A 23,640-nucleotide genomic window follows, 5' to 3' on the forward strand; every position below is an offset into this window, starting at 1 on the left:
AAAAGTGGAGATTCACTCCTAGGGGTGTAATTTCTAATTAGTAGTATTAATGATATCACAACTATCAATAATTGAATAAACTTCTTTTTCTTCTATAAATTCTCCAAAGAAAAGTATAGATTCTTTTAGAAGAACTAAATATATCTTATATTTTTCTATATTCTTATCTTGATATTCTATTACCTTAAAACTTTTATATATCTTTTCGTAAATTTTATCCATATTTAAATTTAGTGAAATATTTTTCATTAAATTTTCAAAATCAATTTTATTTTGAAGATATATCGATAAAGTTTTACCTGATATTAATTCTTTTGCATTCATAGAGACAAAGTTATATTCAAATTTAGACTTTTGTTCGACTAGTGTATAGTTACTATCAATTAAAATTGAACATTCTTTTAGGTTAACAATTTTATCTTCAGAGTTTAAATATGTTGTAATAAAAAAAACTATTAATAACCATTTCATTTATAAACCTTTACTGAACAATTTGACGTATTTATACAATCATATTTATAAGTATAATTAGTTGATGTATCAAAAAACCTTAAAAAGTCTACAAATTGGGATAAATAACCTCTTGCTGAATTATCTCTTATTATACTAGGTGCAGTTTGTGTTAACACTTTTAATTCACCTAATCCATAAGAAATAAATTGTTTACGTAGTTTTAACTTAGCTATCATTATTGAACTAGAATCATCTGATTCAAAATTCATTTCATTTATAAATTCTTCATCATTTAATCTGGCTATTCTATTCTTTTCATCTAGTAAACTTAATGTATTTCCAATTTCTGCATTAAACATATGAGTAAATGCACCTGAAACAGCACCATTAGCAAACTTTCCACCAGTATTTTGAGATACTGTTCCACCAACAACAGCAGCGATTGATATTCTTAAAGTAAATCCTCCTGCACCATCTCCACCTAATTTAGGAATTAAAATCAGGTGTTGAATTGTGAATTTGACTTTTTTTAAACTGGAAATTCATGACCTGACCCTATTTTCAATCATTTGATACATTTTGAACAAGTATTTTTACAATATCTTTTTTTAAATAAATGTATTAAATATAATCCCTACTTTAATAAAGATTATTTCAATAAAAAGAAATTTATCATTCCATTTTTCTAATTTATAATTAAAACTTTTTGTTCCAATATATAAAAACAAAAGAACAAAAACAATCATAGATAAATCAATAAGAACTTTATAATTCTCTATAAACTTTAATATTTCATTATAAAAAACATATCTAACACTAATAAGAATAAATAATGTTAACAGTAGTTTAAATTTATATTTATGAAAAAAATCAGTTAAAGTTAAACTCATTTTAATAAATTCCCTTTTCAAAAAAACATATCTATCAAAATAATAAATATAATTATTTAAATTCATTTTATATTATTTGCTGAATATTTGATAAACCAACTATTCAACTAACCATAATTTTATTATCCCTCTTTTATCTTTTACTTTTAGACATTCTGGTATAAAAGGTATACATAGTTTGTTCACTTTTGTAGGAAGATAAAATATTTTAACCTTTTGTCCATTTCTTTGAATTGGTGATCTATATGCTTTAGTTAAATTAAAAAAAAATGTATTATCCTCTGATGTATTTCCATATGAAGTAGAAAAAGAGATACCATTCACTTCAAAAGTTTCTAATCCATGACCGGAGGGATGCATAGGTTTTAAATTTTTTATTTCTCCAACTAAAACTTTATATGATTTATCTAAAAATGACTTGTGTATTTCTTTACTCAACTCTATTGTTGAATTAAGACCTTGGTAATAAAAAAAGGAACAAATTAAAAACAATACAATTAATCCCTTATACCTATATATTTTATTTTTAAATATTATACTAAGTATAAGTATAATGATAATAGTTATAATATGTATATTATATAAAAATTCTATTTTATCTGGTAAATGATATGTACTTTCAAAAACTAATTGCATAAAGTCACCAATTAAACGATTTTAATATTGTTGTTTCTGTTTTATAGGAATGAACTTCAAAAGGCACTGGTGAAGGAGTACTAATACCTAAACTATAATTGTGTAGAACTTTTGCTGTATTAGAAATTGCAAATTCATAACCTAGGTCTACAATAGTTCCTGCCGAACCTCCTGATGTAACTGAAGTACCAGATAAAGCAAAGATAGAAGAATTTCTTGACCAACCTACATTAATTTCAGAAGATGCATCAATATTTGTATAAGCACCGACTCCTTCTGTTTTAAATAATCCTATACTCCATCCTTTATACCATGCTTTTTGTGGGTCATGAGCTATTGTCAGACCTCTTTCAATTGTACCTCCTACTCCTGCACCACCTGAAGTACTTACTGTAACTCTCCATTCATCATTAAACATATGAGTAAAAGCACCTGAAACTGCACCATTAGCAAATTTCCCACCAGTATTTTGAGATACTGTTCCACCAACAACAGCAGCGATTGATGTTCTTAAAGTAAATCCTCCTGCACCTTCTCCACCTAACTTAGTACCTGGACTAAATAAATCAGAAGCAAATCCAGACCAGAATCCAGAACTCCATCTTCCACCTTGAGCTTTAGTTATTGCTGATCTTGTAACACCATGTAAACTTGCACGAACTGCTTCTTTTGTTGCAGTAGTGTAATCTAAACCTTGTACATAATCACCAATACCATTTACAATACCTGGGTAATAGGAGTCAGGTGTTAAATTGTGAATTTGACTTTTTTTAAAGTGGAAATTCATGACCTGACCCTATTTCTTACTTCTTTTATCGCAGTTTGTTCCCACTATTTCAATACCTCTTTCATAAAGTATCCTTTTGTTTTTCTATTTTAAAAATAGTATATAAATGCCCAATTATAATTATAGAAATAGGTAATATCTGATAATATATTGAATCAAATACAATTAATTTATTTATATAATAAAAATAAACAAAAACACAATAAAAAATGGATATAAATAATATTAATATTTTATAATATTTATTCCTTTTTCTAGTTTAATTCTAAAGTTACTTAACATTACTGCTATACCTAAAAAAAGAAAAAAAGTAGTATTTTCAAGTTCTTCAACAAAAAAATCATTTATGATAAATATTCCAATATTTAACCATAATATATCTAATAAAAAAACTCCAAAATAAATCATTTATTTTCTCCACTTTCTTTTACATAATCAAAACTTTCACCTGATATAAATGAAACAACTTTTCCAGGAACAAAAAATTGAGATAAAGTATAGAAGGGGTCAGGTGTTGAATTATGATTTTGACTTTTATTAAAGTGGAAATTCATGACCTGACACCTATCTATTTATTTACGAAACTAATCCGTTAGTCATTTTCTTTTTTTGATTTACATAAAATTTTTAAAATTTAGCAAAATGAGAACTTTCTATGGAGTTACTCAGTGAATTAGAATCTAACGAATTAAATTCTTCTTTTGTAAGAAGCTTATTCTTTCCTACAAAAGTTAATACACCCGTTTTACATAAATTAACTTGTTTCAAAGATATTGATTTGTCATAATAACCACTACAATAACTTAACCCTTGAATTACATGAATATCACCTTTTTTCATATAATTATAACCATTTGTATAAGATTCATAATTATTGTTAGATGCAAATAAAACACTTGTACTTGTTAGTATTAATAATAGTTTTTTCATATTTTTCCTCGTATAATAAATTTATCAAGTTACTAGATCAAATAAGAGTAGTAATTTGATAGTTATTTAGACTTTGGTAAAGTTTAAAATTGTTTTACCAACTTCTAAAACAACTTACAGTTAAAGAGTTGAATGACAGTCATTTTTCCTTATGAACTTTATTAAGGGGTCAGGTGTTGAATTGTTAATTTTACTTTTTTTAAAGTGAAAATTCGTAATCTGTCCTTATTTCTCTTATTTCATGCCATGAAATAATAATAAGTTTTAGTTTTAAATTTTATTAAAATAATTAAATTAGTTAAATATTTCAAGAACTTCAAAACTAGCCAATAAGAAATCGCAAAACTTATTGCCTAATTTTAAAATTTTGTTAGATATATAAAAAGAGTGCTACTACAGCAAAACCTGCTAGCATGAAGTAAACACCTCTTTTTTTGAAGCCATTTTTACCTTTGACCATCCAAAATGATGATATTGCTAAAAAAGATAAAATCACACTATAAATAATTGCTAGATAAAACCAAGCACTATCGTGTTTTGCTTTGTGGGCATAAACAAAGACTTCTAAAGCAACTGGATAGCCTTTGTATCTTACTTCTAAATTACCACTTTTTTGTTCATACTTTACTTTTAAGCTTTTCCAAGCTTTGAAGTACATTACCTCATCATCTTGTTTTGTTAGTTTTAAATTTAAGTGTTTTTTCACATCTTTATATGAAGATTTAGGAAATACTTCATTTATTTTACCTTGAAAAACCACTTTTTTAAACTCATCATTAAAACTATCAACAGCAATATTTTTTTGTATTACTGCATAATCTTCAAATTCAACTTTAAACCATCCAAGTCCTCTTCCTGAAAGAACTATTCCTGTTATTGCATAAATTAAAGTTAAACCTATTACAAAATATCCAAGGTCTCTATGAAGAGACCTTACTTTCTTACTAAATGCACTCATTTAAACTCTAAAATTTATAAGATAGTTTAACTTTAAAGTTTCTTCCAACTTCATAAGGTGTATAAGAGTCATCACCAAAATATGTCCCAAATGAAGTATGTCTTGCATATTTTTTATCAAATATATTATCAATACCAAAACTTAATTTTGCACCTTTTAATTTTTCTAAAGTATAAGTTGATGATATATTGTGAACTGCATAACCTTTTCTTTTTACTTTACTTACAGTTGCTGCTCTTGAATTATAGTATTCATATTTATTGCCAGGAACTAACTCTACATTATAATTTAGAAATAAATTATTTGAAACTTTATAGTCTGTATCTATTTTAAAAGTATGAATATTAGCTGTTTTAGGTTCATACTCTTTTTTACTAGTTAAACTTTTTTCTTCACCTGCTGTATATGTATGACTTAAACTTAAAGCTAATTTGTCTTTTTCATATTTAAATACAGATTCAAATCCCCATATTCTTACATCACTTTGACTACTTAAGCTTGTATTTTTTGTAGGATGCATATAATTGTCTACATTATAAGTATAAGCTGTAAACCCAAAAATAGAATTATCAGCATTTAAACTAGTAGATAAATCATAATCAAATCCTAATTCATAGTTATGACCTGTTTGGGCATTTGTATTTGTTCCTTGAGTAGGAGTTCCACTATATATAAGTAAGGTTTCACCTAAACTTGGCCCTTTAAATATCTTTCCATAAGCTGCTCTAAGTTTTAAATCATTTGTTGCTTGGTATTCTCCCATAAATTTTGGAGAAAGTTGTTTATTTTCACCTTCATAAGCTCCTTCTAATTTATGTACATCATACCTAAGTCCAAAAGTTAAAAGCATTTTATCAAACTGGATTTCATCTTCTAAATATGCTCCATAAAGTCTAGTCTCTCCTCCACTTACATCTACATTTTCAGAAGTACCTATATTTGCACCAGAAGTATATACTCTAAGTCCCTTACCTTCTACTGATTGTTTTTCTTTATCATAACTTACTCCATAAGTTAGTTTATGATTTTTGATAAAAGAACTATTTCTTAAATCAAATCCAGAGTTTTCATTTTGAAATACTCTTGCTGGTTCATCTGCTTTATCGGCATCAGTCCAATAATCTGTATTACTCATAGAATCCATAAACAACTCTTGTGATGAATGATATATCTTAGTATCTAAATTCAATAAATCACTTCCTGAATTATACTTATAATTTAAAGTATATGTATCCCTTGAAATTTCATTATATACATTATCAGTAGAATCACTACCTGGTTTTTCACCTGAAAGTTGTCTATTCCCACCATCTTCATATCTATTGTAAGAAAGTTTGATAGTATTAAAATCATTTGGTTTTATAACAAATTTTATTAAACCACTTTTTAATTCACTTTTTTTGGATTTGATTTTCTCTTTTTTTGGTATTTCAAGCTCACCATCTTTTGAGATATTTCCAATCCCTACAAACTCTAGCTTATCATTTATTCTAGAGAATACTGCTACATCATAAGCTTTTCTATCATAGGCACTTTGATATGAGACACCTACTTTTCCACCTAAAGTCTCATTTTCTTCCAAATAATCACTTGGATCTTTTGTCTCATAAACAAATGAACCATTGATAACTCCTGAACTTAGAGCTGAATTGGGACCTAATTCTATAGAACCAATTTTTAACATTTGGGCATCAATCGTTTGGTCACCTGAATGATGGAACAACTGTCCAGACATTTTAGCTCCATCAATTGATATACTTGAAGATTTATCTTCTAAACCTCTTACATAAACTTTTTGAGAATATCTTGCATTTCCATCTACTACAACACTTGGCATAGACTTTAAAATATCTTTTATATCACTTGCTTGAAGATTATCTAACTTTTCTGAAGTTATACTTTTAATATGAGCTTCTAAAGCTGTATCACTGATATTTACTTCACCTAAGTCTTTTTGATTGGCATTTGCACATATCGCTAGTGAAGCACTTAAAGATAAAGACAATAGTATTTTATTTTTATAATTCATTTTCTTTCCTATTTCTTATTTAATAATAAGAATCATACTCATATAAAATCACAAATTAATCACAAATGTAATTCTACTTTAGATTTTATTAACTTTTAAAATGATAATTAGTATCATTACAAAAAAATCAAAAGGTATTCTAGTGACTAAACCCTTAGGCTCTATGAAAATAAATGATATAGATGTACTAATAGTTGAAGATGAAATTGTTTTAGCAATGGCACTTGAAGTTAGTTTAAAACAAATGGGTTTTAATGTAAGTGGAATTGAAAGTTCACCTTCAAAAGCCATACTCCACGCTCAAAACAATTATCCAGATATTATTTTAATGGATATTAATTTAAACAGCTCACAAACAGGTATTGATGCTGCTAATATAATTTGGCAAAAATTTAAAATACCCATAATTTTTCTTACATCTTATACAAATGATAAAACTATAAATAAAGCCTTAGAGTGTGAACCCTATGGATATTTAATAAAACCTTGTAGAGATGAGGAGTTAAAAGCTTCTATAAATACTGCCTTACATAAACATAGATATTTTTTTAAAAGAAAAAATGACTTATCACAAAAACAAGAAGACTTTATATACTTAGAAGAAAATATAAAATTTGACAAAACAAATTGTGTTTTATATAAACATGATGAAATTATAAAACTAACAAAAAATGAAAAAAAACTTTTTGCTTTAATAACTGACAGTTTGAATTACACTGCAAGTTTTGAGAAAATATTTGCCTATATTTGGAGAGAAGATATTTATGATTTAGGGAAACTTCGAACTTTAATTTATAGATTAAAACTAAAAACAAAGACAAACTTATTTGAAAATATTTTTGAGCAAGGTTATAAACTAAGAGTGAAAAAATAAAGTGAGTAAACTTCTAAATATTAAACTATATTCAATAAATGCAAAAGTAGTAGTATCCCTATTTATTTTAGCTCTTTTTTTATTGACAATTCTTTTTGCACTAATTATTCCAAAAATGCAAAAAGATCAATATAACCAAGCGATCAAAGAAATAAATCAAGTTCTCTCAATCACTCAAGAGCAAGTAAAACTTGCTGGAAAAGCAATACAAATGCAGTCTTCTTTAGAAATAGAAGTAAATAAAAAAACTTTAGAACTAGAACTTTTAAAATTAAAAAATAAAATAAAAAAAGAAAACTATAGTAATAAAAGAGTAATACAAGAACTTCAAAAAAGTGAAATTTCACAACTATGTAATTTTGCTGTAAAAACAAAAAATAGTTTATATCTTAGCTCTAATAGTGAAATATTCAAAAACTATAAACTAAAAAATTATAATCAATGGGAAAAGTATGAATTACAAGATTTAAGTAGAACTTATGTTTACTATAAAAAATATCTTTTCTACACTATAAAAATAGATGAAAATACAGAAATCTCTATTTATACAAAAGAAGCAAAACTAAATCAAGGACATTCAGTTTTCGAAAAAAATATCAAAATCAACGTACAAAAAGCCTTTGAAACTACTCAAAATTTACATAAAGGCAAAACTTATCTTATATGGATAAATTCAAAATATAAAGATGAAGATAATAAACCTCTTTATACAAAAGATAAAAAAGAAAGAAAAAAGAAATATACAATTAGTAATATGTCAAATGTAGAGAATATTTCTACAGGAGATTTAAGTGCAAAAGAGATTTTAAAAGCAAGAAATAAACCTGCTATCTCACATTTATTAAATAATAAAGAAGCTCTAACTTGGGTGCGAGACTTATCTAAAGATAAAAGTGATAAATATATTTTTTTACTTATAAAAACTTTGTATAAAGAGGATTTAGTAAATCAAATAGATTCTAGTTTTTTAAAGATTTTACCTGCTGCTATAATTGCTTTAATCTTTGCTTTAATTATAGGTTTTTATTTGTTTAAAAGACTATTTAAAAATATCAATTCACTTACAGAAGAGTTAAAAACTTCTCTGGAAGAAAAAGAAACTTTACTAAAAGAAATCCATCATAGAGTTAAAAATAATTTAGCTTTAACAATAGGTCTAGTAAAACTTCAACAAGCAAAAATAGAAGATGAAAATACTAAAAAAATTTTAAAAGATATTCAAGAAAGAGTTTATACAATGGAACTTCTTCATAGAAAACTTTACGAATCAAGTAATTTAAACTCTATAAATCTAAAAGAGTATATTATCAACTTAGTAGAAGATATTTCAAAAACTTATGATTATGAGGAAAAAGTTTCTTTAAAATTTGATATAGATGAAATAGAAACAACAATCGAAAAAGCAATGCCTTGTGGTCTAATAATAAATGAATTAATCTCAAATGCATATAAGTATGCTTTTAAAAACAATAAAAATCCAAAACTATTTATTTCTATGAAAAAAGAAGATAAAAATCTTTTATTAATTATCAAAGATAATGGAAAAGGAATAGATGAAAATATAGATATTTACAATTGTGATTCTTTAGGTTTAAAACTTGTAAACTCTATTTGTACTTTACAACTTCATGGAAAAATTCAATATCAAAATCAAAAAGGAGCGATATTTAAAATTACCTTTCAAAATAATTAGATAAAATACCATAAATTAATAAAAGGATTTTTTTTGAGTTTACAGGAAAAGATATTATTACTAAAAAATGAAATTTCAAAAGGAGTAATAGGTCAAGACCAGATGATAAACTCTATTTTAATTGGTCTTTTTACAGATGGTCATATATTATTAGAAGGTGTACCAGGACTTGCTAAAACAACAGCTGTAAAAGCTGTGGCAAATGCAATTGATTTAGAATTTAAAAGAGTTCAATTTACACCTGATTTACTTCCAAGTGATATTTTAGGGGTTCAAATTTATAATATGAAAACCCAAGAGTTTTCAATCAAAAAAGGACCTATTTTTACAAACTTACTTTTAGCTGATGAAATAAACAGAGCCCCTGCAAAAGTTCAATCAGCCCTACTTGAATCAATGCAAGAAAAACAAGTTACTATTGCTGATAATACATTTAAAATTGCTAAACCTTTTTTAGTTTTGGCAACTCAAAATCCTATTGATCAAGAAGGAGCATATACTCTTCCAGAAGCTCAACTTGATAGATTTATGTTTAAAGTTGTTGTTGATTACAATAACAAAGAACAAGAGTATGAAATAGCTAAAAAAGCAACAATGAACTCATTTGAATCTATAAATAAAATTCTTGATATACAAACTTTAGAACAAATAAAAGAAGATATTAAAAATATTCATATAGATAAAGAGCTTGAAGAATATATAGTTGATATTATATGTGCTACAAGAAAACCAAAAGATTATGATTTAGAAGAAATAAGCGATTATATTCATTTTGGAGCAAGTCCAAGAGCAACTATTGATATGTTTAAAGCAGTGAAAGCAAATGCTTATATTAGAGGAAATGATTATGTATCGCCCCTTGATGTAGCATTAGTAATAAAAGATGTTTTAAGACATAGAATTATATTAACTTATGAAGCACAAGCCCAAGAGATAAATGTAGATGATTTAATACAAAAAATTATTGAAAAAGTAGATATTCCATAAAATATGAATCAAGCACTAAAAAAAATACTTATAAAAACAAAAAAGCAAGCCTTTTCAGAAGTAATTGGAAACAATATTTCTAAACAAAAAGGTGAAGGCTATGATTTCTGTGAGCTAAAAGAGTATGAATATGCTGATGATGTAAAAAATATAGACTGGGTTATAAGTGCAAAAATGCAAAAACCCATAGTAAAAGTTTACCATTCTCAAAAAGAACTAAATATAAAAATAGTGAATTTTCTTAGTGGTTCAACTTATTTTGGAACTTCAAAACTAAAAAAAGATGTGATACTTGAACTAGCTTCAACTATTGGTTTTATTTGTACTAGACAAGCAGATCCTTTTACTTCATATATAGCAAATACTTCTCTACAACTTTGTACAAGAAAATCAAAAAAAGTTTTTAACGTAAACTTAATGGCTGAAAAAATATTTGATTATAATGTACTTGATAAAAATACTGATTATAAAAAAGTTTTAGATGACCTTTTTAAAGCTATTCATCATAAATCAATTATATTTTTAATAGGTGATTTTTTTGATATTCAAAATTTTGACTTAAAACTTTTGAGCTGTAAACATGAAATTGTAGCTTTGATTATAAGAGATAAGTTTGAAGAAGAGCCAAAACCTTTAGGAAGTGTAAATTTAATTGATCCAAGTAGTTCCAAAAGCTATGAGGGAGTTTTAGATGAGTCAACTATTAGAAGTTATATGCAAAAAGTAAAAGAAAATGACCATAAGCTTTTCAAACATTTACAAGACTGTGGTATTAGATTTACAAAAGTTTATACCCATGAAAATCCCATAAAAAAACTAATAGGAGTTCTTAAATGATAGAAAAAACTCAAGATATAAAACTCCATGATATAAAAGATTTAGTTCAAATTCCAGATAACTCTATTTTTATTTTTGCACTTTTAGTTTTTGTTGTACTTATTATTGTTTTTTTACTAGTTCTACTTATAATAAAACTTATAAAAAATAGAAAAAAAAATTTAAGAAAAGAGTATTTTAAAACTCTTGAAAATTTAGATTTTAAAGAAGCAAAACAAGCAGCTTATCTTATTACAAAGTATGTAAGAATCTTAGCAAAAAGTGAAAGAGAAAAGAAAATAGCTTATGAATTAATAGAGGACCTTCATGAATATAAATATAAAAAAGAAGTTAAAAATATTAGTGAAAAAACAAAAGCAAAACTTTCAACTTTTATGGATATAGTAGATGTTTGATTTTACATTTGAATATCCTTATTTTTTATTACTAATTTTAGTATTTATATTTTGTGCTTTTTACTGCAAAGCAAAAAGCCCTTCTTATTTAATGCCACATCTTCATATATTTAATAAATCAAATATCAAAATAAATATTTTAACAACAATTTTAAAATATATAGTTATTGTTTTTTCTATTATTGCTCTTGCATCACCTATTAAGATAAACAATACTCAAATCATAAAAAATGATGGAATAAATATCGTGTTAAACCTTGATGCAAGTGGATCTATGAATGATAGGGGATTTGATCAAAATAATTACAAAAAAACAAGATTTGATTCAGTTAAACAAATAGTTTCTGATTTTATACAAAAAAGAGTTTCTGATAATATTGCATTTATCTTATTTGGAAAAAGTGCTATGATTGCTAGTCCACTTAGCTTTGATAAGCAAGCACAAAATGAAATTTTAAAATATTTTGAAGTTGGTATGTTAGGAAACTCAACTGCTATTTTAGACTCACTTGCACTTAGTATTAAAGTTTTAAAAGATAAAAAAGCAAAATCAAATATTGTAATTTTATTAAGTGATGGGATGGATAATGCAAGTACAATTCCCCTTCAAGTTATAGAACGTATGCTTAAAAAACATAAAATAAAAGTCTATAGTATTTCAATAGGTAATACTAACAATTATATTTTAGAAAAAGTATCTTCTATATCAGGAGGAAAATCTTATACAGCTCATAATGAAAAGAGTTTAAAGAAAATATATGAAGATATTAATTTATTAGAAAAATCAAAAATAGAACAAAATAAAGTTGTAATAAAAGATTACTTATTCTTTTACCCACTTTTCATAAGTGTAATAGCACTTTGCTTATTGATTTTTTTAAGAAATAAATCCTAGGGTACAAACAAAATAAAGAGGAATAATGGAAGACAATAAAAAAGAAGAATTAAAACAACTATTAAAAAAATCAGTTTCTACTGATCATTTTAAAGATTATAAAAAAGATAGAAATATCAATAATACTCAAGAACAAAAAATAAAAGTAGAAAAACCAAATAAAAAGAATAAAAGATTAACAAATATACAAATACCCCTTTTATCAATAATTATTTTTGCATTACTTATTTGTATTTACTTAATAAATAAACAAAATTCAAACCTATTAAATCTTGAAGAAAAAATTGCTTCTTTAAATATGAAAAGTCAAGTTAAAGTAGTACAAGCACAACCTATAATAAAAGAAAAAAAGATTATTGAAGAAAAAGAAGTAATTAAAGAAATAAAAATAGTAGATAAAAATCTTACAAAAAAGAAATTTAAAGAGTTTTATAATAGTGCTAAATTTAAAAAACTTACTTGTTATGACTATAAAGCAGGTGCAATTCAACCTTCAAGAAAATGTTTAGATAGGTTACATACTTTTTTAGAAGAAAATAAAAATGCTCTAAGAATTGAAATTATTGCTGTTGTTGATAAAGAAGATAAAGCATTATTTGATGGAATTGAAAATGTAAAACTTAAAAACTATTCAACACCTCAAAGATTAAAAAAATATGCTTTAAGAGGTTTATCAAGAGACAGAGTTTTAGAACTTACTTGGAATATAAAACAAATAAAAACTAAAAATATAGTATTAACACCTACAAACTATTTTGTAGAATCTCAAAAGAATAATAAAGGTGTAATAATTAAAGCATATTATTAAATATGCTTTAATACTTCTTCTTTATCAGAAAAAGGAAGTTTTTTATCATAAATAGTTTGACTAACTTCATCACCTTTTCCAAGTATAAGAACTACACTATTTTCATCAGCCATTTCAATAGCTTTTTTTATAGCTGTTTTTCTATTTACATCAACTTGAACACTTTGATGATTTTTAATACCTTTTAAAATATCTTCAATTATTAAATCAGGATCTTCAAACCTAGGGTTGTCAGAAGTTACTATTATATGTTTTGAATAAGTAGCAGCAACTTGTCCCATTAAAGGTCTTTTGTCTTTATCCCTATTTCCACCTGCTCCAAAAACACAAATAATATCTTTTTCATTGAAACTTTGAAGAACTTCTTTCATTCCATCAGGGGTATGAGCAAAATCCACTATAACAAGTGGCTTATCACTAATAGTTTCCATTCTTCCACTAACTCCAGCAAAACCTTCAAGTGCTTCACAAATTTCATCTAGATTTTTACCTGTAAGTATATGGGCAGCACCAATTGCAGCTGTTAAATTATAAACATTAAAAATTCCCATCATCACAGATGAAAAAGAATGCATTTTTCCTAAATGTGAAAGCATAACATGCATTCCATTTTTAAATGAATATGCACTTACATTATATGTTGAAGGATTATCTAAAGAGTAAGATAAAGCATTTTTTGCATTAAACTTAACTACTGGATCATCTTTGTTTATTAACTTTTTTGTTTCATCATCAAAAAAAGAGTTTTTTACATTTATATACTCTTCTACAGTTTTATGATAATCTAAGTGATCTCTTGTAATATTTGTGTGAATTTTAAGTTCAAACTCTAAACCTTCAATTCGTTTTTGTTCAATAGCATGAGAACTTACTTCCATTACAAAAAAATCACAATCATTTTGTATTGCTTTTTGTATATGTGCAAAATTTCCCAATTGAACAGGAGTAGTTAAAGAATAATCCTCTACTCTTTCATCATTTATAAAAAAGCCTCTTGTTCCTTGTAAGGCAACTTTATAACCTAAATCTAAAAGTGTTGAATATATAGCAGCTGCTGTTGTTGTTTTACCATTTGTTCCAGTAATACCAATAACTTTAATACTACTCATATCTAAATGTTTTTTTAAATCTTTTGCATCAACAAAATCAATACAACCATTGTTTTTTGCATCTTCAACAAATCTTTTATTCTGTTTAGATACTACAAAAGTAGTATCTTTATTTGCTTCTTTTGAGTTATCTGTAAAAACTCGATTATTTATGATTATTTGCAAGTTGTTTCTCTTCTAATCTTTTATAAAGTTTCTCAATTTGTTCATCGTATGAAAAGTATTCGTTGAACCCATCTAAGTAAGTATATGCCGTACTATTGAAATCATTATCGATTAACTTTGATACAAAATCAAAGAAATCATCTTTATTTTCTATAGCAACTTTAGTTGAAAACATAATATCCTCAAAAGCAACTCTAAAAGAGCCTCTTGAATTAATTAGTTTTTTAAAATCATCGTATTTTATAGCATCTAATGAATCAACTGTAGAATCAGTTAAATCCTTTAAAATATTCATCATTTTATCAATATCACCATCATAAGCATTTACAACATCTTCTACATATTGAATAGCTTCATCAATGTTTTCATCTTTTACTACACTAAAGTAGTCAAAAAGAGATATAGCTTTCTCTTCATCTTCAGAAGCTATATCACAAAAAAGAGCATATATAGGATACTCTTTATTTTCAGGGAAATTTGAAGATAGTTGCGAATACAAAAATAGTGCTTTATCAAATTGTTTTTGAGTAAAAAAGCTATTTGCTTCGTTTAATAATCTATTTTCATTTATCATTAAATTTCCTCTAATTTATTCTCCATTCCTTGTGGAACATTTACTATTTCTAATTCAGGATGTATTGCAGCTTTTAATTCTTTTTCAACTACATATTTTAAGGTACTACCACTAGCACTACATCCAACACATGCACCTTGCAATTGAACAAAAACTCTTCCATCTTTTATATCAAGTAGTTCAATTGCTCCACCATCTCTAGCTAACATAGGTGCAACTTTACTTTCTATTATAGAATTAACAGGAGGTCTTAAATCCTCATCAGTAAATGGCATCATGTTTAATCACCTTTTGAATTTTTTTTAACATAGAATATTCCAATAGCAATTAATACAAAGATAACTGCTATTGTTTGAAATATAAATGTTAATGTTACTTCTTCTTGAAACATCTTTACCCTAATTTTAGTTTAAAACTTCTTCACATCTTTGGCAAAGAGTATCTTCTTGCTTAGCTGTAAACTTCCAACATCTAGGACATTTATGTTCTACAGCTTTATATACTTCAAACTCGAAGTTATTAACTTCAAATTTTCCAAGTATATCTGAACTTTGTTTATTATTTGTTATAGAACTTACAATAAACCAATCCGCTGCTTCTGTTTGTCCTAAATTAAGTATATCTTCACAATTTGTATAGATACTTAATTCTAATGTTGATTTAATAGTTTTTTCTTTACTTAAAGAGTCTTTTATTTCTGCAAATTTTTCTTTTGCTGCTATAAATAATTCATCATTTATTACAGATTCAACTACTGGTAATTCAACCTTTTCATAGTCAAAAATATCACTTGCGTTACCTTTTATACACACAGGTGCAAACTCTAATAACTCATCCATAGTATATGTTAAAATACAAGCTAATGTAGAGATTAATTTTTTAGCAATAATAGCCATAGCACTTTGGCTTGCCAGTCTATGAATATCATTTTTATCATCACAATATAATCTATCTTTACATACATCTAAATAAATACCAGATAAATCAACAACTAAAAAGTTATTTAATTTATTTAATCCTTTAGAGAATTCATATACATTAAATGAAGCTTCAATCTCATCAAATACAGATTTTGCTTTTGCTAAAATCCACTTATCAAGCTCACCCATCTTATCAACTGAAATAATCTCTTCTAAATCATCTACATTAGCAAGTAAGAATCTTGCAGTATTTCTAATCTTTCTATAAAGCTCTGCATTTTGCTTTAAGATATTATCAGAGATTTTTAAATCTGATTGATAATCACTCATAGCAACCCACATTCTTAAAATCTCAGAACCGTACTGCTTCATTACTTTATCAGGAGCAACAACATTTCCTTTCGATTTAGACATTTTTTCACCTTTTTCATCAACAGTGAATCCATGTGTTAAAATAGACTTATAAGGAGCTATTTCACTTGAAGCTAATGTAGTTAAAAGTGAAGATTGGAACCAACCTCTATGTTGGTCACTTCCTTCTAAATACATATCAGCAGGGAATGTTCCAGCATCATAGTTTCTACTTCTAAGTACTGCATTTTGAGTAGAACCAGAATCAAACCACACATCTAAAATATCCATAGTTTTTTCTAAATCTTCTGGATTATATCCACTTCCTGGGTATAATAACTCTTCAATTGGTAAGTCATACCAAGCATCACAACCTTTTTGCTCAAAAATCATAGCTGTAAAGTTAAGAACTTTTTCATCAAAGATTATTTCATCAGTCTTCTTATTTCTGAAAAATGCTATAGGCACACCCCAATCTCTTTGTCTAGAAATACACCAATCAGGTCTTCCATCTAACATAGACTTAAGTCTATTTCTTCCCCATTCAGGATAGAAAGTTAAGTTTTCAACTACATCTAAAGCATTTTGTCTAAGTGTTTTATTCTCTTTTCCATACTCATCATCAATTGAAATAAACCATTGTTTAGTTGCTCTAAAAATAATTGGTTTATGAGTTCTCCAACAATGTGGGTAAGAGTGTCTAATATCTACATGTTTAAGTAAAGCCTCACCTAATTCTTCTAAAATTAATTCATTTGCTTTAAATACATGAAGTCCTAAATATTTATCAGTATCATTAAATAGTTTTTCTCTTACAATAGTTTCATCATATTTACCATAAGCATCAACTGGCATAATTACATCAAGACCATATTGAAGACCAACTTTATAGTCATCCTCACCATGTCCAGGAGCTGTATGAACTGCACCAGTACCAGCATCCATTTCAACATGTTCACCTAAGATAATCTTAGATTGTCTTGCATTTAATGGATTGATTGCATGAGTACCTTCTAATTCTTTAGGACAAACAGAATCAACAATTTCACCAGAAATAACTTCATTTTCAATCAGTGAATTATAAAGTTTCTTAGCAACTATAAATTTATCACTTGTTAATACATACTCTTCTTCACCATTTAAAGCAATACCAGTATTAGCTGGTAGTGTCCATGGAGTTGTAGTCCAAATAATAACAGAAGCATCTAGTTTTTCATGTTTAAAAGCAACATAAATAGATGGTGAAGTTTTATCTTCATATTCAACTTCTGCTTCTGCTAATGCTGTTTGTGCAGCCCAAGACCAATATACAGGTTTACTTCTTTGTACTAAAAGTCCTTGCTTAGCAATTGCACATAATTCTCTATAAATATTAGCTTCAAATTTAAAGTCCATTGTTAAATATGGATTTTCCCAATCACCTAAAACACCAAGTCTTTTAAACTCTTCTTTCTGAATATCAACAAATTTAGTAGCATGATCTCTACATAATTGTCTTAATTTAGATTTTGGTAACTCTTTTTTCTTAGTGCTTCCAATTTTTTCTTCAACTTTTTGCTCAATTGGTAAACCATGACAGTCCCAACCTGGAACATATCTAATTGATTTTCCATCAAAATAGTGAAATTTATTGATAATATCTTTTAAAACTTTGTTTAGTGCATGACCAATATGAATATGACCATTTGCATAAGGTGGTCCATCATGTAAAGTAAAAGAAGGTGCCCCTTCTCTATTTGCTTTCATTCTTTCGTAAACGTTTTCTTCGTCCCATTTTTTATATTTTTTAGGCTCATTTTGTGGTAAGTTTCCTCTCATTGGAAACTTTGTCTTTGGTAGTAATAAACTCTCTTTGTAATCCATTTTAAAGTACCTTATTTATCTAAATATTTATAGTTTTTATTAAATCGCTGATTATATCTAATAATATTTGAAAAAATGATTAGCCAATTTTTTCTTTCTTCTCATGTACAATAATTGTACATAAATTTTACATATAATACTAACATAGGTGTTACCAAACTCTATATTTTATTGTTAAATTGCACAACTATTTATTTTATTTAACTTAAATATAACTTCAATATGATATACTCCTCTCATATTTCGAAACAGATAGGAACTATAGATATGAATGAGAAACATTATGAAGTCTTAATTATTGGTGGAGGTATCTCTGGTGCTGCCTTATTTTTTGAACTAGCAAAATATACAAATGCAAAAAGCATCTGTATGTTAGAAAAATATGAGGATTTAGCAACATTAAATTCAAAAGGTACAAGTAACTCTCAAACTATTCACGTAGGGGATATTGAAACAAACTATACTTTTGAAAAAGCTAAGATTACAAAAAGAACTGCAAAAATGATTGAGAAGTTCTGTTTAATGTATAATTTACAAGATAAAATTATGTTTAAACATCAAAAAATGGCTTTAGGTGTTGGAGAAGAAGAAGTTGAATTCATCACAAAAAGATATGAAGAGTTTAAAGAGATTTTCCCTTATTTAGAATTATGGGATAAAGAAACATTAAAAGAAAAAGAACCTTTACTAGTTTATGCTGATAAACAAAGAACAAAAGAAAGACCAGAACCTATCGTAGCAATGGGTACAGATGATCAATACACAACTGTTGATTTTGGTGAAATGACAAAAGAACTTGCAAAAGCTGCGCAAGAAGCTGACTCAGAAAAAACAACTGATATCTTCTTTAATTCAGAAGTAGATGAAATCGAAAAAATTGGTGATAAATTTAAAGTAACTACTGTAAATGGTACAGTTTATACTGCTGATTTTGTAGTTACAAATGCAGGTGCTCACTCATTATACTTAGCTCATAAAATGGGTTATGGTAAACACATGGGTTCACTTTCAATGGCAGGATCATTCTATATTACTAATGATAAGTACTTAAATGGTAAAGTTTATATGGTACAAAATGACAAATTACCATTTGCAGCACTTCATGGAGATCCAGATATTTTAGAAGATGGAAAAACTAGATTTGGACCAACTGCTTTAGCATTATTAGTTCTTGAAAGATATAAAGGTGGAAAATCATTCTTCCAATGTCTAAAAACTATGAACTTCGATGGAAATATTGTAAAAATATTCTGGGACTTATTAAAAGATAGTGATATTAGAAATTATGTATTTAAAAACTTCTTATTTGAAGTTCCAGGAATAAACAAAAAACTATTTGTTAAAGATGCACAAAAAATTGTTCCTTCATTAAGTACAGATGATATTGAATATGCAAAAGGTTTTGGTGGAGTTAGACCACAAGTTCTTAATAAAGATGAACAAAAACTGATGTTAGGTGAAGCTTCAATCAATCCAGGTAATGGAATTATTTTCAATATGACTCCATCTCCTGGTGCAACATCTTGTTTAGGAAATGCAGAAAGAGATATTAAAGTAGTTTGTGACTACTTAAATTTAGAATTTGATCATGAAAGATTCTTAGCAGACTTTACAGAAGAAAACTAAATTACAACTTCGTATAAAATAAGAGAACCCTCTTATTTTATACATATAACTACTAGACACATAATAAATTTTTTACTACAATATAAAATCAAAAATAAGCTATATAAAAGGCACACAAATGGCATTTAACAATATATTTAATGAAAATGATATGATAAAGCTTCAAAACCTTCTAAGAGCAAGAAATGAAACAATAACAACTGCTGAATCTTGTACAGGAGGATTAGTTGCACATCTTATTACTCAAGTAGCTGGTTCATCTGATATTTTTAATGGTGCTATAATTTCTTATTCAAATGAAATAAAATCAAAAGAATTAGGGGTAAAAGAAGAAACACTTAAAAAATATGGAGCTGTTTCAACTCAAACAGTAAAAGAAATGTTAGAAGGTGCAATAAAAAAATTTAATGCAACTTATGCAATTGCTATCTCAGGAATAGCTGGGCCACAAGGTGGATGTGCAAATAAACCAGTAGGAACAGTAGTAATTGGTGTATGTGATAATAATAAAAATATTATAATCAAAAATCATAAATTTGATGGGAGTAGAAAAGACATACAAAACATAGCTTCAAAGACTTCTTTAAAAGAAATTTTGAAATTTATTTCAAAAACCCTTGACAAGTAAAAAATTTTCTATTATAATTCCAGTCCAATTTAAGAAGAACAACTTAAATTGCAGAGCGACCCGTTAGCTCAGCTGGTAGAGCATCTCCCTTTTAAGGAGGTGGCCGAAGGTTCGAATCCTTCACGGGTCACCATTTTGGTCGATTAGCTCAGTTGGTAGAGCGCTACCCTTACAAGGTAGATGTCAGAAGTTCGAGTCTTCTATCGACCACCATTAAAATTTATTGTTATTATGTGGCCCCTTCATCTAGCGGTTAGGATTCATGGTTTTCATCCATGCCACAGGAGTTCGAGTCTCCTAGGGGTCACCATTACTTAAAGTGTGCGGATGTAGTTTAGTTGGTTAGAATGCCTGCCTGTCACGCAGGAGGTCGCGAGTTCGAGTCTCGTCATCCGCGCCACTTTTTATTGACCCGTTAGCTCAGCTGGTAGAGCATCTCCCTTTTAAGGAGGTGGCCGAAGGTTCGAATCCTTCACGGGTCACCATTATTTTTACATTGTTGGCCCCTTCATCTAGCGGTTAGGATTCATGGTTTTCATCCATGCCACAGGAGTTCGAGTCTCCTAGGGGTCACCATTACAATTTCAAAATATTTTATAATTTCGGTCGATTAGCTCAGTTGGTAGAGCGCTACCCTTACAAGGTAGATGTCATAAGTTCGAGTCTTATATCGACCACCATTAATATAATAAATCATGCGGATGTAGTTTAGTTGGTTAGAATGCCTGCCTGTCACGCAGGAGGTCGCGAGTTCGAGTCTCGTCATCCGCGCCATGATTTAAAACTTCCCACTTACTTTTTAATATCAAATCAAATATCACTTCAAAGTATTATTTTATAAAAAAAAAGCTATTCTATTATAGTTTATTTTAGGAAGCACAAAATATATGTTTAAAGCAAAAAGTTTATATCACCTTATCGTTTATAGTATTTTATTTATTGTTGTACTTATTTCATTTTTTACTTTTATTATTATAGATAATGCCCATGAAGAATTACAAGAAAAGATAGTAGCATTAAAAGAAGACTTTACTAAGAATCAAAAAGAACTTTTAAAAAATGATATTAATTCAGTAATTAGTTTTATAGAGTATTATCATCAAAAATATAAAAATATTAAACCCGAGAAACAAATACAAGAAGAAGTACTTGAAGCAATTTCACAAATGAAAAAATCAAAAAATATAAATGACTATATTTTTATTTATAATTTTGATGGTACCCTACTTTTTCATCCAGTTGCAAAAAAAGATATAGGCAAAAATAGAATTAATATGAAAGATAGAAATGGTAAGCTTGTAATTAAAGAACTAATTGATAATTCTAAAAAATATATGGGTGGTTATGTTGAGTATTCTTGGTATAAACCAAACATAGCAAAAAATGCTAATAAGATATCTTATTCTAATTCATATAAACATTGGAACTGGACAATAGGAAAAGGTGTATATTTAGATGAAATTGATAAGTTAGTTAGAATGAAAAATGAAGAATACAATCAAAAAATGTCTGATTATACACTTCAAATAACATCTTTAACAATAATGCTAGTTCTTTACTCTATTTTTATTTATAAAAATGCAACAATATTAATTGTAAATGATGTAAAAGAAATAGGTAAGTATTTTAAAGAATCACAAAATAATGATGAACCTATTAATCAAAATAGAATTATCTTTGGTGAATTTAAGATTATTGCAAACTATGCAACAGATGCAATGAATAATATTAAACTTAAAACACACATGCTTGAAGACTTAAATAAAAATCTAGAGTATAAAGTAGATGAAAAAACAAAAGAATTAACAAAACTTATTCAATCACAAAAAGACTTTATAAAAAACTCTGTACATGAAATAAACACGCCTTTATCAATAATTCAAACAAATATAGATTTACTAAAAATGAATACTCCAAACAATAAATATATTACTCACATTGAATCTGGTGCAAAAATAATTCAATATATATATGATGATCTTTCATATTTAATAAAAAAAGATAGAGTTATTTATGAAAAAGAATATTTGGAGTTTTCTAGTATCCTACTTCATCGAATAGATTTTTTTGATGAAATTGCAGTTTCAAATTCACTATATTTTATTAATAATATAGAAGAAGATATATATATTAAATTTAATAAAACAGAATTACAAAGAGTAATAGATAATAATTTATCAAATGCAATAAAATATTCATATCCAAAATCTCCTATATTTGTTAGACTTGATTATATAAACGATATTGAAGTTGAATTCTCAGTAACAACAAATTCAAAACAGATTGAATATGAAAATAAAATCTTTGATGATTTCTATAGAGAAAACAATGCAAGAGGTGGCTTTGGTTTAGGTTTAAAAATAGTAAAAGAAATTTGTGATAAAAATAATGTTACTATAACACTAAAGTCTAATGAAAAAGAAACAAAATTTACTTATAGGTTTAAAATAAATGAAGATACTACTACTTGAAGACGAATTAATGTTAAATAACGCAATATGTGAATATTTAAAGAATATTGGACACATGGTAGAAAACTTTACTGATGGTCAAGATGCAATTGATAATATTGATAGTTCTTTCGATTTATTAATATTAGATATTAATGTTCCTTCAAAAGATGGATTTACAATACTTGAAGATTTAAACAAAAAAAAGATATTTATTCCAACAATATTTATATCTGCACTTATTGACATAGAAGATATATCAAAAGCTTATGAATTAGGAGCAAGAGAATATCTAAAAAAGCCCTTCCACTTAGAAGAATTAGGGATAAAAATAAACCTGATATTAAAAAAAGAACAAAATAATACTTCTCATATTAGATTTTCTGAAAACTATTCTTACTCAAAAGACAAACAAACTCTATATTTTAGTGGAGAACCACAAAGTTTAACAAAAAAACAATTAGAAATTATTCATATTTTAGCTCTTAATATAAATATGATTGTTGACTTTGAAAGATTTAGAATTGATATTTGGGATGGAGAAAATATTGACAATCCAACTATTAGAGCAGAGATTTCACGATTAAAAAAAGCATTAAAAGAAGATTTTATAAAAAACATCAGAGGTCTTGGCTACAAAATTGACAGATATTACTCTTCTTAAAACTTCCCATAAAATGGCTTTTTAAAAGCCATTTTGCTACGCTAATCCTACGTTCAAATAAACTTTAAAAAAATTTTTTTCAATTGCTACCTTTTTGCTATCTACACTTATTATACTT

The 23,640-nt window shown here is 26.8% G+C and carries 25 protein-coding genes and 8 tRNA genes; 19 read left to right on the forward strand and 14 right to left on the reverse strand.

What is annotated here, in order from left to right; translation table 11 throughout:
- Positions 1-33: 33 nt before the first annotated feature.
- The 10 genes from ACH5BH_RS03880 to ACH5BH_RS03925 all read right to left on the reverse strand — a co-directional run bounded on the left by ACH5BH_RS03880 (position 34) and on the right by ACH5BH_RS03925 (position 6,683).
- Positions 34-471, reverse strand: coding sequence for a hypothetical protein (locus ACH5BH_RS03880; protein WP_423297527.1), 438 nt, complete (start codon positions 469-471; stop codon positions 34-36).
- Positions 468-812: a hypothetical protein gene (locus tag ACH5BH_RS03885; RefSeq protein ID WP_423297528.1), complete on the reverse strand. Its 345-nt coding sequence runs from the start codon at positions 810-812 to the stop codon at positions 468-470. Before ACH5BH_RS03885 ends, ACH5BH_RS03880 begins: the two co-directional genes overlap by 4 nt.
- A 249-nt stretch (positions 813-1,061) precedes the next feature.
- Positions 1,062-1,343, reverse strand: coding sequence for a hypothetical protein (locus ACH5BH_RS03890; protein WP_423297529.1), 282 nt, complete (start codon positions 1,341-1,343; stop codon positions 1,062-1,064).
- A 99-nt stretch (positions 1,344-1,442) separates the two neighbouring features.
- Complete coding sequence (locus ACH5BH_RS03895; protein WP_423297530.1) at positions 1,443-1,835, reverse strand: hypothetical protein; 393 nt, start codon at positions 1,833-1,835, stop codon at positions 1,443-1,445.
- A gap of 148 nt (positions 1,836-1,983) precedes the next feature.
- Positions 1,984-2,766: a hypothetical protein gene (locus ACH5BH_RS03900; protein WP_423297531.1), complete on the reverse strand. Its 783-nt coding sequence runs from the start codon at positions 2,764-2,766 to the stop codon at positions 1,984-1,986.
- 225 nt (positions 2,767-2,991) lie between these two features.
- The gene (locus tag ACH5BH_RS03905) at positions 2,992-3,174 is read right to left on the reverse strand and encodes a hypothetical protein (RefSeq protein ID WP_423297532.1); all 183 of its coding nucleotides are present in this window, start codon (positions 3,172-3,174) and stop codon (positions 2,992-2,994) included.
- Positions 3,171-3,320, reverse strand: a complete 150-nt coding sequence (locus ACH5BH_RS03910; RefSeq protein ID WP_423297533.1) for a hypothetical protein — start codon at positions 3,318-3,320, stop codon at positions 3,171-3,173. Before ACH5BH_RS03910 ends, ACH5BH_RS03905 begins: the two co-directional genes overlap by 4 nt.
- A gap of 73 nt (positions 3,321-3,393) precedes the next feature.
- A complete protein-coding gene (locus ACH5BH_RS03915; protein ID WP_423297534.1) occupies positions 3,394-3,696 on the reverse strand; it encodes a hypothetical protein in 303 nt (100 codons plus the stop codon).
- Between the two features lie 370 nt (positions 3,697-4,066).
- Positions 4,067-4,654, reverse strand: a complete 588-nt coding sequence (locus tag ACH5BH_RS03920) for a hypothetical protein (RefSeq protein ID WP_423297535.1) — start codon at positions 4,652-4,654, stop codon at positions 4,067-4,069.
- 7 nt (positions 4,655-4,661) lie between these two features.
- A complete protein-coding gene (locus tag ACH5BH_RS03925) occupies positions 4,662-6,683 on the reverse strand; it encodes a TonB-dependent receptor domain-containing protein (protein ID WP_423297536.1) in 2,022 nt (673 codons plus the stop codon).
- A 142-nt stretch (positions 6,684-6,825) separates the two neighbouring features.
- On the opposite strand from ACH5BH_RS03925, the gene ACH5BH_RS03930 reads away from it, so the two are divergent.
- From ACH5BH_RS03930 to ACH5BH_RS03960, 7 genes are read left to right on the forward strand one after another with little or no spacing between them, the layout of a single operon-like run.
- The gene (locus ACH5BH_RS03930; protein WP_423297537.1) at positions 6,826-7,557 is read left to right on the forward strand and encodes a response regulator; all 732 of its coding nucleotides are present in this window, start codon (positions 6,826-6,828) and stop codon (positions 7,555-7,557) included.
- Between the two features lies 1 nt (position 7,558).
- Positions 7,559-9,250, forward strand: coding sequence for a sensor histidine kinase (locus tag ACH5BH_RS03935; RefSeq protein WP_423297538.1), 1,692 nt, complete (start codon positions 7,559-7,561; stop codon positions 9,248-9,250).
- 33 nt (positions 9,251-9,283) lie between these two features.
- A complete protein-coding gene (locus tag ACH5BH_RS03940) occupies positions 9,284-10,237 on the forward strand; it encodes an AAA family ATPase (protein ID WP_404306553.1) in 954 nt (317 codons plus the stop codon).
- A 3-nt stretch (positions 10,238-10,240) separates the two neighbouring features.
- The gene (locus ACH5BH_RS03945) at positions 10,241-11,074 is read left to right on the forward strand and encodes a DUF58 domain-containing protein (protein ID WP_404306555.1); all 834 of its coding nucleotides are present in this window, start codon (positions 10,241-10,243) and stop codon (positions 11,072-11,074) included.
- Positions 11,071-11,469: a hypothetical protein gene (locus ACH5BH_RS03950; RefSeq protein WP_404306557.1), complete on the forward strand. Its 399-nt coding sequence runs from the start codon at positions 11,071-11,073 to the stop codon at positions 11,467-11,469. The genes ACH5BH_RS03945 and ACH5BH_RS03950 overlap by 4 nt, the downstream gene beginning before the upstream one ends.
- Positions 11,462-12,364, forward strand: a complete 903-nt coding sequence (locus tag ACH5BH_RS03955) for a VWA domain-containing protein (RefSeq protein WP_404306559.1) — start codon at positions 11,462-11,464, stop codon at positions 12,362-12,364. The genes ACH5BH_RS03950 and ACH5BH_RS03955 overlap by 8 nt, the downstream gene beginning before the upstream one ends.
- 25 nt (positions 12,365-12,389) lie before the next feature.
- Positions 12,390-13,172, forward strand: a complete 783-nt coding sequence (locus ACH5BH_RS03960) for a hypothetical protein (protein ID WP_423297539.1) — start codon at positions 12,390-12,392, stop codon at positions 13,170-13,172.
- Here ACH5BH_RS03960 and ACH5BH_RS03965 read toward each other — a convergent pair.
- The 4 genes from ACH5BH_RS03965 to ileS all read right to left on the reverse strand — a co-directional run bounded on the left by ACH5BH_RS03965 (position 13,169) and on the right by ileS (position 18,154).
- Entirely contained in the window at positions 13,169-14,446 is a 1,278-nt protein-coding gene (locus ACH5BH_RS03965) for a UDP-N-acetylmuramoyl-L-alanyl-D-glutamate--2,6-diaminopimelate ligase (protein ID WP_423297540.1), read from the reverse strand. The two genes, ACH5BH_RS03960 and ACH5BH_RS03965, sit on opposite strands and share 4 nt — an antisense overlap.
- Positions 14,427-15,020, reverse strand: a complete 594-nt coding sequence (locus tag ACH5BH_RS03970) for a hypothetical protein (RefSeq protein ID WP_404306565.1) — start codon at positions 15,018-15,020, stop codon at positions 14,427-14,429. The genes ACH5BH_RS03965 and ACH5BH_RS03970 overlap by 20 nt, the downstream gene beginning before the upstream one ends.
- On the reverse strand, positions 15,020-15,298 hold the full coding sequence (locus ACH5BH_RS03975) for a NifU family protein (RefSeq protein WP_404306567.1): 279 nt from the start codon (positions 15,296-15,298) through the stop codon (positions 15,020-15,022). The genes ACH5BH_RS03970 and ACH5BH_RS03975 overlap by 1 nt, the downstream gene beginning before the upstream one ends.
- A 126-nt stretch (positions 15,299-15,424) precedes the next feature.
- Entirely contained in the window at positions 15,425-18,154 is a 2,730-nt protein-coding gene (ileS, locus tag ACH5BH_RS03980; RefSeq protein ID WP_423297541.1) for an isoleucine--tRNA ligase, read from the reverse strand.
- A gap of 267 nt (positions 18,155-18,421) precedes the next feature.
- Here ileS and ACH5BH_RS03985 point away from each other — a divergent pair, with 267 nt between their 5' ends.
- The 12 genes from ACH5BH_RS03985 (at position 18,422) to ACH5BH_RS04040 (ending at position 23,522) form a co-directional block, all read left to right on the forward strand.
- Entirely contained in the window at positions 18,422-19,780 is a 1,359-nt protein-coding gene (locus tag ACH5BH_RS03985) for an FAD-dependent oxidoreductase (protein ID WP_404306571.1), read from the forward strand.
- Positions 19,781-19,898: 118 nt separating this feature from the next.
- Positions 19,899-20,408 (forward strand): CinA family protein, encoded by a 510-nt coding sequence (locus tag ACH5BH_RS03990; protein WP_404306573.1) that lies wholly within the window; start codon positions 19,899-19,901, stop codon positions 20,406-20,408.
- Positions 20,409-20,465: 57 nt separating this feature from the next.
- A tRNA-Lys gene (locus ACH5BH_RS03995) sits at positions 20,466-20,541 on the forward strand.
- A 4-nt stretch (positions 20,542-20,545) separates the two neighbouring features.
- Positions 20,546-20,621: transfer RNA gene (locus ACH5BH_RS04000), tRNA-Val, on the forward strand.
- A 22-nt stretch (positions 20,622-20,643) separates the two neighbouring features.
- A tRNA-Glu gene (locus ACH5BH_RS04005) sits at positions 20,644-20,718 on the forward strand.
- A gap of 13 nt (positions 20,719-20,731) precedes the next feature.
- A tRNA-Asp gene (locus ACH5BH_RS04010) sits at positions 20,732-20,808 on the forward strand.
- Positions 20,809-20,817: 9 nt separating this feature from the next.
- Positions 20,818-20,893 (forward strand) — tRNA-Lys (locus ACH5BH_RS04015).
- Between the two features lie 16 nt (positions 20,894-20,909).
- A tRNA-Glu gene (locus ACH5BH_RS04020) sits at positions 20,910-20,984 on the forward strand.
- Between the two features lie 28 nt (positions 20,985-21,012).
- Positions 21,013-21,088 (forward strand) — tRNA-Val (locus ACH5BH_RS04025).
- A 17-nt stretch (positions 21,089-21,105) separates the two neighbouring features.
- A tRNA-Asp gene (locus ACH5BH_RS04030) sits at positions 21,106-21,182 on the forward strand.
- 113 nt (positions 21,183-21,295) lie between these two features.
- Positions 21,296-22,879 carry a sensor histidine kinase gene (locus ACH5BH_RS04035; protein WP_404307264.1) on the forward strand — a complete coding sequence of 528 codons (1,584 nt, stop codon included), beginning with the start codon at positions 21,296-21,298 and terminating at the stop codon, positions 22,877-22,879.
- Entirely contained in the window at positions 22,860-23,522 is a 663-nt protein-coding gene (locus ACH5BH_RS04040; RefSeq protein ID WP_404307266.1) for a response regulator transcription factor, read from the forward strand. Before ACH5BH_RS04035 ends, ACH5BH_RS04040 begins: the two co-directional genes overlap by 20 nt.
- The last annotated feature ends 118 nt before the right edge of the window (positions 23,523-23,640 follow it).

It is taken from the genome of Arcobacter rhizosphaerae (assembly GCF_049472155.1).
Taxonomy (GTDB): domain Bacteria; phylum Campylobacterota; class Campylobacteria; order Campylobacterales; family Arcobacteraceae; genus Arcobacter_B.